This is a genomic window from Pseudomonas gingeri, from assembly GCF_013385425.1.
Lineage (GTDB): Bacteria > Pseudomonadota > Gammaproteobacteria > Pseudomonadales > Pseudomonadaceae > Aquipseudomonas > Aquipseudomonas gingeri_D.
This window is the reverse complement of the sequence record NZ_JACAQA010000013.1, coordinates 1-14,080: the sequence shown is the minus strand read 5'-3', so window position 1 is coordinate 14,080 and position 14,080 is coordinate 1. Positions and strand designations below refer to the sequence as shown.

Below are 14,080 nucleotides of genomic sequence, written 5' to 3'. Positions count from 1 at the left end.
GCATGGTAGCACCGGGTTTGCGCAAGGCTCAAGAATGCCCCTCCCACACGTCTGAATGAGCAAAGTCGGTCAGGCCCTTGAGCCCTGCGCTGTCCTCTCGGCCGCCATCGCCGGCAAGCCGGCTCCTACAGGGGGGGCGCACGCCGAGAGTCTGTGGCGATACGCACAATTGTAGGAGCCGGCTTGCCGGCGATGGCGGTCGACCAGGCGCCGCAGAACCCACGACAGCATCAGAAATGATACTTGATCAACAGGCTCGCGGTGTCCTGGTTGGTCCTGAAGTCGCTGTTGCTCTGGAGGCCGTACTTGTTCTTCCAGTAGTCGTACTCAAACCCCACGTACAACTGCTTTTCGCCCCAATGCAGGGCCTTGCCCAGGTCGTACTTGATCTGCGGGTTGAAGTGCAGGTTGGCGTGGTAGGTCCCTTGGGCATTGCGGTCGTTGTCCACCACCCAGTCCATATAGCCGTCGATCAGCACGTTGGAATGGCCCACTGGGATGGTGTAGGACCAGACCGGGGTGATCTGCCAGATATTGCTGCCCGGACGGTTGCTGTCGGTATGGCGCTGGTAGAAGTTCAACTGGAAGTAGTCGAAGCCGGGTACGTCCAGGTCGAAGCCGGGGCCGAACAGGTAGGCGTTGGTGTCGCCTTCGCCGAACTCGTAGGTCATGGCCAGCAGCACATCCTTGACCGGGCCGAAGGCGAACGAACGGTCGAAGATCTTGCCCATGGACAGGCGCGGGGTGAACTCGCCGTAGTAGGTGTTCGGGCCGAGGCGGGTATCGGCCTTGCCGTTATAGAAGATCCGGTCGAGGAAGAAGAAGTTGTCGCCGTACTTCCAGGCGTCGGCGTGTTCGAAGGTGACGGTCTGCTGGATCTGCGGATTGACGGTGAAATTCTTGCCGTACAGGTAGGTCAGGCTGTTGTTCTGCCATTGCAGCAGGTCGCCCGCGCAGGCGGATCCTGCGCTCAGCAAGGTGGCGGACAATATCAGGCTCGTAGAGGTGCGCTTCATTGGGTTGCTCCCTAAGGTCAGTGGTTCAAGGCTTCCGTCGTTCAGCGCTCTGGGTTCGGCGCTTTTTTTCTGTCGGCCATCGCCGGTTCAGCGGCCTGCCTGCTTCTGGCAAGGGCCGGTTCAAGGCAAAAAAACAGTCAAAGACCCTGCGTTCGGCTGTCCGTGGGACAGTCGAGTGGTGCGGGCTTCCATAGGCCTTGGGGTTGTCCCGCGCCGGGATAGAGAGGCGCTTGGGTCAGGTGTCGGTGGCGATGGCTTGTTCGAGCGGATTCCAGCGGGCGCGCAGCATACTGATTCGCGCCCGAGGGCTCAAGCGCCCGTGCCAGAGCGCTCGCGTCCGCCGGCAAAGGTATCAGTGGGGGTGAACATGCCCGCTGAGTGCCGCCCGTTCGGCGCCCCCCAGCACGTTGAACAGCAGGTTCAGGGACACGGCGCTCAAGGTCGCCATGGCGATACCACTGTGGGTGATCGGACCCATCCACAGCGGCAGGTGGGCGAAGAACTCCGGTCGCACCACGGGGATCAGGCCCATGCCGATGCTTACCGCCACCAGCAACTGGTTGCGCCGATCGGAGATGTCCGCTTCCTGGAGGATCTTGATCCCGGTGGCCGCGACCATGCCGAACATGGCGATGGCCGCGCCGCCCAGTACCGCCGGTGGAATCGAGGCGACCAGGAACGCGGCCTTGGGCAGCAGGCTGAGGACGATCAGGAAGAGCCCGGCGACGATGGTCACCGAACGGCAGCGCACACCGGTCATCTGCACCAGGCCGATGTTCTGGGCGAAGGAGGAGTGGGTGAAGGTGTTGAAGAAACCGGCGAGGAACGAGGCGCCGGCGTCGCACAGCAAGCCGCGCCGGAGCATGCGTGGGGTGACGTCCTGGCCGGTGATCTTGCCCAGGGCGAGGAACATCCCGGTGGACTCGACGAAGATGATCACCACCACCAGGCACATGGACAGGATCGGTGCCAGGTGAAACTGCGGCAGGCCGAAATGCAGCGGGGTGACCACTTTCAGCCAGGGCGCCTGGGCCAGGCCGCTGAGGTCGACCATGCCGATGACGCCGGACAGCACATAGCCCAGGAGCATGCCGATCAGCACCGAGATATTCACCCAGAAGCCGCGCATGAAGCGGTTGATCAGCAGGATGGTGGCCAGCACCAGCGCGGCCACCGTGAGGTAGATCGGCGAGCCGAATTGTGTCGCGGCACTGCCGCCGCCAGCCCAGTTGACCGCCACCGGAAACAGCGAGAGGCCGATGGCGGTGATCACGGTGCCGGTGACCAGGGGCGGGAAGAAACGCACGACCTTGGACATGAACGGGGCGATCAGCAGGCCGAAAAAACCGGCGGCGATGGTGGCGCCGAAGATCCCGGTCATGCCGATACCGGGCATGCCGGCCATGGCCACCATGCTGCCGACGGCGGCGAAACTGGCACCCATCATCACCGGCATGCGGATGCCCATGGGGCCGATGCCGAGGGATTGCACCACGGTGGCGATACCGGCCACCAGCAGGTCGGCGTTGATCAGAAAAGCGATTTCCTCACGACCCAGGCCGGCGGCCTGTCCGATGATCAGCGGTACGGCGACGGCGCCGCCATACATCAGCAGAACGTGTTGCAGGCCCACCAGGATCAGCTGCAACAGAGGCAGGCGCTGGATAGCGGGTGCGGCGGGGATGCGCGGTTCGGATAACTCGGACATGCAACACCTCGGATTTTTTTATTCTTGTGGTTTTAGCGCTGTGTGGTTGCGGACAGCGTTTTTTGTAGCCGGGGTAACGCAACCGCTTCACGGTTGATCTCGAACCTGTAGGCGCAGGGCTTGCCCGCGAAGAGGCTTTCAAGATCGCTAAAAGCTTCGCGGGCAAGCCACGCTCCTACAGGTAACGCGGTGTCTCCAAATCAGCTGGCTAACAGCGACATTCAGTTGGTGCGTGCCCCCTGGTTGATCCAGGCCGCGATCAGGTCACGTTCCTGCTGGGTCATTTGGGTGATGTTGCCCAACGGCATGATCTGGGTGGTGATGGCCTGGGCCTGGATACGTGGAGCCAATTGCTGGATCTGTTGCGCGGTATCGAAGATCACCCCGGCCGGCGCCGAACTGAACAGCGGGCTGGTGGGTTGGGCCGAATGGCACACCGCGCAGCGCTCCTGGATCACACGGTGAACCTTGTCGAAGCTGACGTCGGCGGCACTCGCTGTGGTCGTTGGCGCAGGAACCGAATCCGGAGCTGCGGCGGCGGCTGGTGCGGCGGTAACGGCTGGCGTCTCTGGTACCGCTGGCGTGGCTTGGGCCGGCTTGCCGCCCAACGCGGTTTCCGGCAACGGCTGGTACTCGATCTTCGCCGGGGCCTTGGCCACTTGCGGTGCGCTCGGGACCGGCGACGGGCCGGTGACATAGGCCAGGCAGATCATCCCGAGGGCCGCGACCGGCAAGGTCCAGGCAAATTTGTGACTGTTGTGCCGAGTGTTGAAATAGTGCCGCACCATCACCGCCAGCACCGCGATCCCGGCCAGGATCAGCCAGTTGTACGGGCTGCCATAGGTGCTCGGGAAGTGGTTGCTGATCATGATGAACAGCACCGGCAGGGTGAAGTAGTTGTTGTGCCGCGAACGCAGCAGGCCCTTGGCCGGCAGGCTCGGGTCCGGCGTGCGGTTCTCGGCGATGGCCGCCACCAGCGCGCGCTGGGCCGGCATGATGATGCGGAACACGTTGCCGACCATGATGGTGCCGATGATCGCGCCGACATGCAGGTAGGCGCCGCGACCGCTGAATACTTTGCTGAACCCGTAGGCGGCGGCAATCAGCAGCACGAACAGGATAAAGCCGAGCAGGGCCGGGCGCTTGCCCAGGGCCGAGTCACAGAGAAAGTCGTAGACGAACCAGCCGGCGATCAGTGCGCCGATACCGATGGCCACGCCCTCGGGGCCGCTCAGGCCGCTGCCGGGGGCCACGAGGTAGAGCACCGGGTTGGAGTAGAACACCACGCAGAGCAGCGCGATCCCCGACATCCAGGTGAAATAGGCTTCCCATTTGAACCAGTGCAGGTTGTCCGGCATGGTCGGCGGGGCCAGCTTGTATTTTTCCAGGTGGTAGATACCGCCGCCGTGGATCGCCCACAGATCGCCGGCCAGGCCGTCCCTGGGATTGACCCGGTTGAGGTTGTTCTCCAGCCAGACGAAGTAGAACGATGCACCGATCCAGGCCACGCCCGTGATCATGTGAATCCAGCGCACGCTCAGGTTCAGCCATTCCATCAGATGTGCTTGCACAGTCTTTACCTCTCGCCTGTCACTCTTTTTCGGGAGTGATCAGACCTTCTCTTATTGGTGGGGGGCGAGGATCAGGTACTCATCCTCTTTGAAGAAATGCTCATCGCAGTTGTTGCCGGAGCCACTGCGATCAACCACCAGGAAGTCATCCCGCTTTTCGATCGTCAGCACCGGGTGGTGCCAGACGCCGCGATGGTAATTGATGCCCTGCCTGCCATTGCTGACAAAGGCGCGGACCAAGCCTGATACCGGTGCATCGCCAAGGGGCGCGACCACGATCAGAAAGGGGTTGCCGAGCAGCGGGATAAAAGCCTGGCTGCCCAGCGGATGGCGCTCGAGCATGCGCACGGTCAAGGGCATGCCCAGCGCGTCGGCGCGGAAGATGCTGATGATCGCCTGGTCGTCCGGCTTGGCGGTTTGCACCGTCGCCAGGCGATGGAAGCGCTGGGTCGAACCGTTGTTGATCATGAAGTGGTCGCTGCCGTCGGTTTCGATCACGTCACCGAAGGGGGCGAAGGCTTCTTTGCTCAGCGGTTCAATCGTCAGTGTGCGCATGCGGTTCTTCTGTTCTCGAATTCTGTGTATCGGTGGTTCCCGCGCGAGGCGCGAGAACCACCCATGGGGTTACTTCGCGACTTTGCCCAGCACCCGCAGGCGACTTACGCCACCGTCCGGGAACACGTTCAGGCGGATATGGGTGATAGGTCCCAGCGCCTTGATCTGTTCGGCGAAGCTGTGTTCCTGGTGCATTTCCAGCTTCTGGCTCGGCAGCAGTTCACGCCAGAACAGGCTCTGGGTCTCGATCTGGCTGTCGGTGCCGCCCTTGACGAAGGCGCCCTGGATCGAGCAGCTGTCCGGGTAGTTGCCCTTGAAGTGCAGGGTGTCGACGATGATCTGTTCGATCTCGCCCGGATGACCCAAAGCCACGATCACCCAGTCATTGCCCGGGGTACGCCGGCGCGCGGTTTCCCAGCCGTCGCCCATGTTGACGCCACGGCCCGGGTTGAGGATGTTGCTCATGCGGCCGAAATGCTCGTCGGAGCAGGCCAGGGCGCGGCCGCCGTTGAGGGCGGAAGCCAGGTCGACCTGTTCGTTGTCGCCCACCGCCGACCAGTCACGGAATGGAATACCGTAGACCCGCAGGCGCGCCACGCCGCCGTCCGGATAGATGTTGAAACGCAGGTGGCTGAAGGCCTGGTCGTTGCTGATCTCGTGGTAGTGGTGGCTGTTGCCTTGCAGCTCGACGGCGGACAGCACTTCGACCCACTGGGTGTTTTCGTCCGGCTCGCCGCTGCTCAGGAAGCAGGCTTCCAGGGAGGCCGACGGCGGATAGTTGCCGGTGAAGAAGGAGGTATCGATGTCCACGCCCTTGATCGAGCCGGCGACGCCGAGGCGGATCACCGCGCTGTCGTAGCCTTCGAAACGCTTGCGGCGCGACTCCCAGCCGTCCATCCACTTGCCGTTGTCATCGAACACGCCTTCTTTCCAGACGGCCGGGGTCGGCTGGAACAGGCGGTTGGCGTCGGCGAACCAGTCGTCGGTGACCGAGAGGATCTTGGTGCCCAGTCGGGCGTCGGCCAGGTTGACGAACTTCTCGAAAGGTACGGCGTAAGCTTTCATGCTTTTTGTCTGCCTTTTAATAAGTGGCTGGGGAGGCTTGCCGGGTTCAGGTACGGCTCGCTAAAGGGTCAGTAGGCGGAACAGGGCGATCTTGTTGATCTCGGCCAGCGCGCACTGGAACTCGGTGTCCACCGGGTTGTGGATGCGCACTTCGAACGCGGCGAGGATCTGATGCCGGTTGCTGCCTTTTACCGCCATGATGAAGGGAAACTTGAACTTGGCTTTATAGGTGTCGTTCAGCTCGGTGAAGCGTTGGAATTCTTCGTTCGAGCATTGGTGAATACCGGCGCCGGCCTGTTCGTTGGTGCTGGCTTCGGTGAGTTGGCCCTGGACGGCGGCTTTGCCGGCCAGGTCCGGGTGGGCGTTGATCAGGGCCAGCTGGCTGGCGTGATCGGCGCTCAAGAGGATGTCGCTCATGCGCTGGTGCAGGGTCTCGACCTCGTCGAGGTCGGCGTCCTGGCCCAGGTCGAAAGCCTTTTCGGCGACCCAGGGCGAATGTTCGTAGATATCGGCGAAGGTCTGGATAAAGGCTTCGCGGCTCAAGGTCGAGGGCTTGAGGGTCTTGAAGGCCGTCATTTCGCGACTCCCTGGAACGGGTGGGTGGCGTGCCAGTGGCGAGCGATATCGACCCGGCGACTGAACCAGACCCGGTCATGGCCTTTGACATATTCGATGAAGCGCTGGAGGGCGGCCAGGCGTGCCGGGCGGCCGATCAAGCGGCAGTGCAAGCCGATGGAGAGCATTTTCGGCGCCTCTTCGCCTTCAGCGTAGAGCACGTCGAAGGCGTCCTTGAGGTACTGGTAGAAATCGTCGCCCTTGTTGAAGCCCTGCACCTGGGTGAAGCGCATGTCGTTGGTATCGAGGGTGTAGGGAATCACCAGGTGCGGCTTGCCGGTGGGGCTGTTGGGCTCCCAGTAGGGCAGGTCGTCGTCGTAGGTGTCCGAGTCATAGAGGAAGCCGCCTTCCTCCATCACCAGCTTGCGGGTGTTCGGCCCGGTGCGTCCGGTGTACCAGCCCAATGGGCGTTCGCCGCTGATTTCGGTGAGGATGCGGATGGCTTCGAGCAGGTGCTCGCGCTCCTGGGCTTCGTCCATGTACTGGTAGTCGATCCAGCGGTAACCGTGGCTGCAGATCTCGTGACCGGCCGCGACCATGGCGCGGATCACGTCCGGGTGGCGCTGGGCGGCCATGGCCACGGCGAACACGGTCAGGGGAATATCGAAACGCTTGAACAGCTTGAGAATCCGCCACACGCCGGCACGGCTGCCATACTCGTAGAGCGACTCCATGCTCATGTTGCGCGCGCCCTGCAGAGGCTGCGCCGCGACCATCTCCGAGAGGAAGGACTCGGATTCCGGGTCGCCATGGAGGATGTTCCGTTCGCCGCCTTCTTCGTAGTTGAGCACGAAGGACAAGGCGATGCGGGCATTGCCCGGCCAGTGGGGGTGAGGCGGGTTGCTGCCGTAACCGATCAGGTCGCGTGGGTAGTCGGCGCTCACTGCAGTCTTCCTTCTTGTTCGTGGTGACGGTTGCGTGGTGCCCCGTCAAAACCGGGTGGCGTCACGGCGATGGGATGATTGTATACAACTTTATAATCATTTTGTAAGCCCGTATTTTTGCATTTCTTTCCGTTTGATGACCGCAGGTTTCACCTCGGGGAACACTGCAAGAAACCTGCCTGATCGGTCAGCTAGTGGTTCTGAGGTCTTCTGCGGGCAAGTGATTGCGCTCTATTCGTGGCTGGCTGGGCCGAGCCGGGGTTGTCAGAAAAAAGCTTGAATTTATTGTGTACAATTTTTTGTAAAAGTGTCTTAATTATTTCCGGGCCGCCCCTCTGGGGCATGGCCTCTCCTTTATCCACTGACTCCGGGAGGCGCGAGGCCTGATCTGCCTGAAGGGCAGGGCGGCCCGCAGAAGCAATGGGACGTTTGACTACGCATGTTTTGGATGCCGCGCATGGCTGCCCCGGCAGTTCGATCAAGGTCGAGCTGTATCGGGTCGAAGGCGCACAGTTGGAGCTGGTCGCCAGCGCCCTGACCAACAGCGACGGGCGCTGCGATGCACCGTTGCTGCAAGGGACCGACTACCGCTCCGGGGTCTATCAGTTGCAGTTCCATGCCGGTGACTACTATCGGGCTCGTGGCGTGGCGCTGCCGGAGCCGGCGTTCCTCGACGTGGTGGTGCTGCGTTTCGGGATCAGTGCCGAGCAGGAGCACTACCACGTGCCGTTGCTGATTTCGCCCTACAGCTATTCGACCTACCGAGGCAGCTAGATTCCCCAAGCATCTGCGCCAAAGCTTCCTTGGTTATTTGCCCGCGTTCACTGCGGGCTTTTTTATGTCTGGCGATTGGGTTGGCAGAGGTTGTGATGGTGAATGTGAGGGCCTCTTCGCGGGCAAGCTCCGCTCCCACAGTTTTGTGTCTGTACACAATACCGAGGTTGACTCGGACATTGTGGGAGCGGAGCTTGCCCGCGAAGAGGCCAGTACTGGCACTGCATATCTAACGGCTCAACAAAGATATCGCCCCCGCCCCACCGAACAACCCGGCGCTGATCCGGTTGAACCAGCTCTGCCCTTTACCGCTTCGCAGATAACTCGCCGCGCCATGGGCGCCAAGGCCATAGGCCAGCTTGCACAGCAGGTCCAGCACGGTCCAGGTGGCGATCATCACCAGCAACTGGCCGAGAAACGCTTGGTCGGCCTTGAGAAACTGCGGTAGGAAGGCCGCGAAGAACAGGATGTCCTTCGGGTTGCTGGCACCGAGCACAAAGGCGCGCCCAAACAGGGCACGAAAGCGTGGGGCCGGCGCGGTTTCGGGCACATTCGCCGCCCGTGCCGGCTGTCGCGATTGCTGCCAGCTCTGCCAGGCGAGATAGAACAGGTACAGCGCGCCGACAATCTTCAGGGCGCTGAACAACTGCTCCGAGGCCAGCAGCAACGCACCCAGGCCCAGGGCCGAAGCGCTCAACAAGCAGATCGAGGCGCTGACACCGCCGAGAAAGGCCGGGTATGAACGACGCAATCCATAATTCAGGCTGTTGCTGATCATCAGCAGCGACAGCGGCCCGGGGATCAGGATCACCACCAGGGCGGCACTGCTGAACAACAACCAGGTTTCCAGACTCATCAGGTTTCTCCCTTCGTACAAAAGCCCCACCGAAGTGAGGCTGGTTACTACCGCATGGGCTCTCTTACAGGAAGATGAACTTGGCGATAAAAATGGCGCACAGCACCCACAGGCTGACGGAAATATCCTTGAACTTGCCGGTCCCGGCCTTCAGTGCCACATAGGTGATAAAACCCAGGGCGATGCCGTCGGCGACCGAAAAAGTCAGCGGCATCATGATCGCGGTCACAATCGCCGGAATACTGTCCGTCGCGTCGTCCCACTCGATATGCGCCATGCCACTCATCATCAGTATCGCTACATAAATCAGCGCGCCGGCGGTCGCGTACGCAGGGATCATGCCAGCCAGCGGGGCAAAGAACATGGCCGCCACAAACAGGATACCTACAGTAACAGCGGTCAGACCAGTCCGACCACCAGCGGCAACACCCGCGGCACTTTCCACGTAGCTGGTAACGGGTGGCACACCGACCACGGCACCGAATACGCTGGAGACGCTGTCGGCTTTCATTGCCCGGGACAGGTTCTCGATACGGCCGTCGGGGTTGACCAGGCCGGCGCGCTGGGCGACGCCCATCAGGGTGCCGGCGGTGTCGAACATGTGCACGAAGAGAAAGGCCAGGACCACGCTGATCATGCTGACGTTGAATACGCCCTTCAGGTCCATGGCCATCCAGGTCGGGGCCAGGCTCGGTGGGGTGGAGAAGATGCCGTGGTATTCCACCAGGCCCAGGCCCCAGCCGGCGAGGGTCACGGTGATGATGCTGATGAGGATGGCGCCGAAGACCCGGTGGTAGCTGAGGATTGCGATCATCAGGAAACAGATGGCGGCCAGCAATGGGCCGGGTTCATGCAGGGCGCCGAGCCTGATCAGGGTGGCGGGGCTGGCAACGATGATCCCGGCGGTTTTCAGGCCGATCACCCCGAGAAACAGCCCGACCCCGGCACCCATCGCATGGCGCAGGCTGACGGGAATGCTGTTGAGCAGCCATTCGCGGATCCTCGACAGGGTCAGGGCCATGAACAGCACGCCGGAGATGAAGACCGCACCGAGGGCGGTTTCCCAGTGGTAGCCCATGGTGCCGACCACGGTGTAGGTGAAGAACGCGTTCAGGCCCATGCCCGGTGCGAGGCCCACCGGCCAGTTGGCGTAGAGGCCCATCAGCAGGCAGCCGAGGGCGGCGGCGATGCAGGTGGCGACAAAGGCGGCGCCATGGTCGATGCCGGCGTCGGCCATGATGTTCGGGTTGACGAAGATGATGTAGGCCATGGTGATGAAGGTGGTCACCCCGGCGATCAGTTCGGTTTTCACCGTGGTGCCATGCAACCTGAGCTTGAACAGGCGTTCCAGCAGGCCGGAACTTGACGGTGGCGACAGGTCCAGCAGGGGGGCTTCGGATTTGCGGCTTTCCACAGCGAGTACTCCTCAAGAGTTTTATTGTTATTTCCAGAGCCGGGCGCAGGGGCGGGCAACGGCTCTTTGAGGCAGCACGGGTTTGTTGACTGTAAAGTCAGGAACTCGCACGAAGCGAATTATGCTTTTGTATACAAATAAAGCAAATAATGTTTTTGGATTCGTGTGCGATACGTCGGAAGGTAGGATCTTGTTGGCGGGAGTAGTCGCGAAACCTGTAGGGGCCGGCTTGCTGGCGATTGCAATCTGGCAGTCGACATCTGTATCGCCTGTTAAACCGCTATCGCCAGCAAGCCGGCGCTTACAAGGGGGCGTATCAGGAAGGGCGGTTTTCTCCCAGCGCGAGGTTCACCGCCAGCCAGCCCTCCACCGCGGCCTCACCAGCCTGGGCGAAAGCCTTCTGCAACAACTTGACCTGCTCACGGCGCAACGACTCTTCCAGGCTCGCCCCGTCCGCCGTCAGGCGCAGCAGGCGCTTGCGCTTGTCGGCCTCGGACGCAACGCTGCGCACCAGGTCCATCTCGGTCAACTGGCGCAACGGCATGTTCAGCGCCTGCTTGCTGACGCCGAGCAAGGTCAGCAACTCCTTGACGCTCACGTCCGGATAACGGGCGATAAAAAACACAATGCGCTGGTGCACCCGGCTCAAGCCACGACGCTCGAGCATTTCGTCGGCCTTGGCGGTGAACGCCTGGTAGCCGAAAAAGAAGGCCTGCATGGCGTCTTGCTGCGCGTTTGAATTTTTAAGGTCAAGCATATTGACGTATCGGCTCGTGGCGGCGTAATTTCGGTCAAGCAGTTTGACGTACTTTCCGCTTACTTAGCTACCGGTGACCTGCCATGGCCTTCTCCGAGCGCGTGACCCGTCTGAAAAGCTCTCTGATTCGCGAAATCCTCGCCGCCGCTCAACGCCCGGAAGTGATGTCCTTTGCCGGCGGACTGCCATCCGAAGCCATGTTGCCGACGCTGGACTGGGAGGGCCTGCCGGTCGCCTTCGGCCAATACGGCATGAGTGAGGGCGAACCGGCGCTGCGCGAGGTGCTGGCCGCCGAGGCGCGGGCGCTGGGGATCGACTGCCAGGCCAGCCAGGTGCTGGTGGTCAGCGGTTCCCAGCAGACCCTGGACCTGGTGGCCAAGCTGCATATCGACAAGGGCACCGAGATCCTCCTCGAAGGGCCGACCTACCTCGCCGCCTTGCAGATCTTCCAGCTGTTCGGCGCCGATTGCCTGACGATCCCCCAGGAACAGGACGGCCCCGACCTGCTCCAACTGCGTGCGCGCCTGGAAAACCACCAGCCGGCCTTCGTCTATCTGATTCCGACGTTCCAGAACCCGTCCGCCGTGCGCTACAGCGAAGCCAAGCGCGAGGCCGTCGCCGCCTTGCTCGACGAATTCGGCGTAACCCTGATCGAAGACGAACCCTATCGCGAGCTGACCTATGACGGCGGCAGCGCCCGGCCGATTGTCAGCCGTTTGAAGCGCAGCAGCTGGATCTATACCGGCACGGTGTCCAAGACCCTGGCCCCCGGGTTGCGGGTCGGTTACCTGATTGCCAGCCCGGACCTGTTCCCCCATCTGCTCAAGCTCAAGCAGTCGGCGGACCTGCACACCAACCGCGTCGGCCAGTGGCAGGTGTTGCAGTGGATCGGTACGGAAAAATATCGCCAGCACCTGGTGCAACTCCGGGACTTTTACCGGGTCCGACGGGATGCCTTTCAACAGGCATTGGAGCGCCACTTCGCTGACCTGGCCGATTGGCAGGTGCCGCAGGGCGGTTTGTTCTTCTGGCTGACCCTCAAACAGCCGCTGGATACCCGCACCTTGCTCGCCGACGCGTTGAGTCGGGATGTCGCATTCATGCCCGGCGAACCTTTTTTTGCCGAACCGGAGCGTAATCCGGGTAATCTTCGTCTCAATTTCAGTCACATCGCACCGGAGCGCCTGGACGAAGGTCTCAAGCGCCTGGCTGCTGTCATCCGTCACGCACAGGCTGCACAAGCGGCTTAAGGGGAGGGCCATGTACAAGGTTTATGGCGATTACCAGTCGGGCAATTGCTACAAGATCAAGCTGATGCTGCACCTGCTGGGGCAGGAATATCGCTGGCACCCGGTGGACATCCTCAAGGGTGACACCGAGACCCCGGAATTCCTGGCGAAGAACCCCAACGGCAAGGTGCCGGTGCTGGAGCTGGAAGACGGCACCTGCCTGTGGGAGTCCAATGCGATTCTCAACTTCCTGGCCGATGGCAGCGAATTCCTGCCCACCGAGCCGCGTCTGCGTACCCAGGTGCTGCAATGGCAGTTCTTCGAGCAGTACAGCCACGAACCCTATATCGCGGTAGCGCGGTTTATCGAGTTCTACCTGGGCTTGCCGGAAGAGCGTCGCGAGGAATACCTCAAGCTGCAGAAACGCGGGCACAAGGCGTTGAAAGTGATGGAAAAGCAGCTTCAGCAAACCCCGTACCTGGTGGGCGAGCACTATTCGATTGCTGATATCGCGCTGTATGCCTATACCCATGTGGCCCATCAGGGCGGCTTCGACCTGAGCGAATACCCGGGTATCCAGGCCTGGTTGCTGCGGGTGGCCAGCCATCCGAAGCATGTCGGCATGCTGGATTGATCGGCAAATCCGGAAACACTTAAACCGGCCCCAGGGCCGGTTTATTTTTGCCCGCGCAAGCACTTTTGTCGCCGTCGAGGTCCTATCGAGAACTGTGTTTATTACCTACTGAACGGGGTGCCGTCCATGAAATATCCACGCGTAGGGTTTTTGACTGCCAGCCTGCTGGGCCTGGCCATGGATGCACAGGCAGCCGACAACTGCGATGCCAACCAGGCGTCGATGAATGAATGTGCGGGCAAGGCGTTCAAGCAGGCCGACAATGACCTGAACACCTACTACAAGACCCAGATGGATTACCTGAAGAACCCGGCCAACAAGGCCGCGCTCCAGGATGCCCAGCGCAAGTGGCTGGCTTTCCGCGACGCCGATTGCCTGTATCAGAATGGCAAACCGGCGGACGGTGGTTCGATCTGGCCGCTGCTGGATCTGCAGTGCAAGACCGAGTTGACCAGGCAGCGGGCGGCGCAGTTGAAGGCTTATACCGAGTGTCGTGATGAAACCAACGGCTGCCGCAACTGACGGCGACTGTACTCAGGCCGCGGCAAAACGCTTGTCCAGGTACTCGATGATCACCTTGGACTCGTACATCCAGGTGGTCTGGCCGTTTTCTTCGATACGCAGGCACGGCACCTTGATCTTGCCGCCTTGCTCGAGCAGGGTCTGGCGATCCTGTTCGTTGTTCTTCGCATCACGCAGCGCCACCGGCACGTTGAGGCGGCGCAGGGTACGACGGGTCTTCACGCAGAACGGGCAGGCGTGGAACTGATACAGGGTCAGGTCCCTGGCCGCGGCATCGACCTTGGCCTGGTCTGGCGCGGAGCGCTTTTGCTTGCTGGGGCGGGTGAGGAAATCGATGAAGATGATGAGTTGGCCCAGGCCGACTCGAAGTGCTTTGACGAACACGGGATAGCCTCGCGGGCGGTGGAGAAGGGGCGCAGCTTACCTGATTTTCTCCAGGCGAAAAAAAACCGGCGATGAGTCAGACTGTGTGAAAACGCA

The 14,080-nt window shown here is 61.5% G+C and carries 15 protein-coding genes; 4 read left to right on the top strand and 11 right to left on the bottom strand.

All coding sequences use genetic code 11. The features are described 5' to 3' along the window. Nucleotides 1-230 precede the first annotated feature (230 nt). The 7 genes from HX830_RS17545 to puuE form a co-directional block, all read right to left on the bottom strand. Nucleotides 231-1,016: an outer membrane protein OmpK gene (locus tag HX830_RS17545; RefSeq protein ID WP_177101531.1), complete on the bottom strand. Its 786-nt coding sequence runs from the start codon at nt 1,014-1,016 to the stop codon at nt 231-233. 352 nt (nt 1,017-1,368) lie between these two features. Next, entirely contained in the window at nt 1,369-2,724 is a 1,356-nt protein-coding gene (locus HX830_RS17540) for a nucleobase:cation symporter-2 family protein (protein WP_177101530.1), read from the bottom strand. Nucleotides 2,725-2,945: 221 nt separating this feature from the next. Then, nucleotides 2,946-4,295, bottom strand: coding sequence for a urate hydroxylase PuuD (locus HX830_RS17535; protein WP_103496218.1), 1,350 nt, complete (start codon nt 4,293-4,295; stop codon nt 2,946-2,948). Nucleotides 4,296-4,346: 51 nt separating this feature from the next. Next, nucleotides 4,347-4,850, bottom strand: coding sequence for an ureidoglycolate lyase (locus tag HX830_RS17530; protein ID WP_177101528.1), 504 nt, complete (start codon nt 4,848-4,850; stop codon nt 4,347-4,349). Nucleotides 4,851-4,919: 69 nt separating this feature from the next. Further along, a complete protein-coding gene (gene alc / locus HX830_RS17525) occupies nt 4,920-5,915 on the bottom strand; it encodes an allantoicase (RefSeq protein ID WP_103496216.1) in 996 nt (331 codons plus the stop codon). 60 nt (nt 5,916-5,975) lie between these two features. Beyond that, nucleotides 5,976-6,491: a 2-oxo-4-hydroxy-4-carboxy-5-ureidoimidazoline decarboxylase gene (uraD, locus tag HX830_RS17520; RefSeq protein WP_177101526.1), complete on the bottom strand. Its 516-nt coding sequence runs from the start codon at nt 6,489-6,491 to the stop codon at nt 5,976-5,978. Next, nucleotides 6,488-7,414: an allantoinase PuuE gene (puuE, locus tag HX830_RS17515; protein ID WP_177101524.1), complete on the bottom strand. Its 927-nt coding sequence runs from the start codon at nt 7,412-7,414 to the stop codon at nt 6,488-6,490. The genes uraD and puuE overlap by 4 nt, the downstream gene beginning before the upstream one ends. Nucleotides 7,415-7,834: 420 nt before the next feature. Between puuE and uraH the strand changes: the two genes are divergently transcribed. After that, nucleotides 7,835-8,188: a hydroxyisourate hydrolase gene (gene uraH, locus HX830_RS17510; RefSeq protein ID WP_103496213.1), complete on the top strand. Its 354-nt coding sequence runs from the start codon at nt 7,835-7,837 to the stop codon at nt 8,186-8,188. 229 nt (nt 8,189-8,417) lie between these two features. Here uraH and HX830_RS17505 read toward each other — a convergent pair whose 3' ends face one another. From HX830_RS17505 to HX830_RS17495, 3 genes are all read right to left on the bottom strand, one after another. Then, on the bottom strand, nt 8,418-9,044 hold the full coding sequence (locus tag HX830_RS17505) for a LysE family translocator (protein ID WP_177101522.1): 627 nt from the start codon (nt 9,042-9,044) through the stop codon (nt 8,418-8,420). Nucleotides 9,045-9,108: 64 nt separating this feature from the next. Then, nucleotides 9,109-10,458 (bottom strand): NCS2 family permease, encoded by a 1,350-nt coding sequence (locus HX830_RS17500; protein ID WP_177101520.1) that lies wholly within the window; start codon nt 10,456-10,458, stop codon nt 9,109-9,111. Nucleotides 10,459-10,774: 316 nt separating this feature from the next. Next, nucleotides 10,775-11,215: a MarR family winged helix-turn-helix transcriptional regulator gene (locus tag HX830_RS17495; RefSeq protein WP_177101518.1), complete on the bottom strand. Its 441-nt coding sequence runs from the start codon at nt 11,213-11,215 to the stop codon at nt 10,775-10,777. An 83-nt stretch (nt 11,216-11,298) separates the two neighbouring features. Here HX830_RS17495 and HX830_RS17490 point away from each other — a divergent pair, with 83 nt between their 5' ends. From HX830_RS17490 to HX830_RS17480, 3 genes are all read left to right on the top strand, one after another. Beyond that, on the top strand, nt 11,299-12,465 hold the full coding sequence (locus HX830_RS17490; protein WP_177101516.1) for an aminotransferase-like domain-containing protein: 1,167 nt from the start codon (nt 11,299-11,301) through the stop codon (nt 12,463-12,465). A gap of 10 nt (nt 12,466-12,475) precedes the next feature. Next, nucleotides 12,476-13,078 (top strand): glutathione S-transferase family protein, encoded by a 603-nt coding sequence (locus HX830_RS17485; RefSeq protein ID WP_103498212.1) that lies wholly within the window; start codon nt 12,476-12,478, stop codon nt 13,076-13,078. A gap of 126 nt (nt 13,079-13,204) precedes the next feature. Beyond that, the gene (locus tag HX830_RS17480) at nt 13,205-13,600 is read left to right on the top strand and encodes a lysozyme inhibitor LprI family protein (protein WP_177101514.1); all 396 of its coding nucleotides are present in this window, start codon (nt 13,205-13,207) and stop codon (nt 13,598-13,600) included. A 12-nt stretch (nt 13,601-13,612) separates the two neighbouring features. Here the strand turns inward: HX830_RS17480 and HX830_RS17475 are convergent, their stop codons facing one another. Next, on the bottom strand, nt 13,613-13,984 hold the full coding sequence (locus HX830_RS17475) for a glutathione S-transferase N-terminal domain-containing protein (RefSeq protein ID WP_177101512.1): 372 nt from the start codon (nt 13,982-13,984) through the stop codon (nt 13,613-13,615). Between the last annotated feature and the right edge of the window lie 96 nt (nt 13,985-14,080).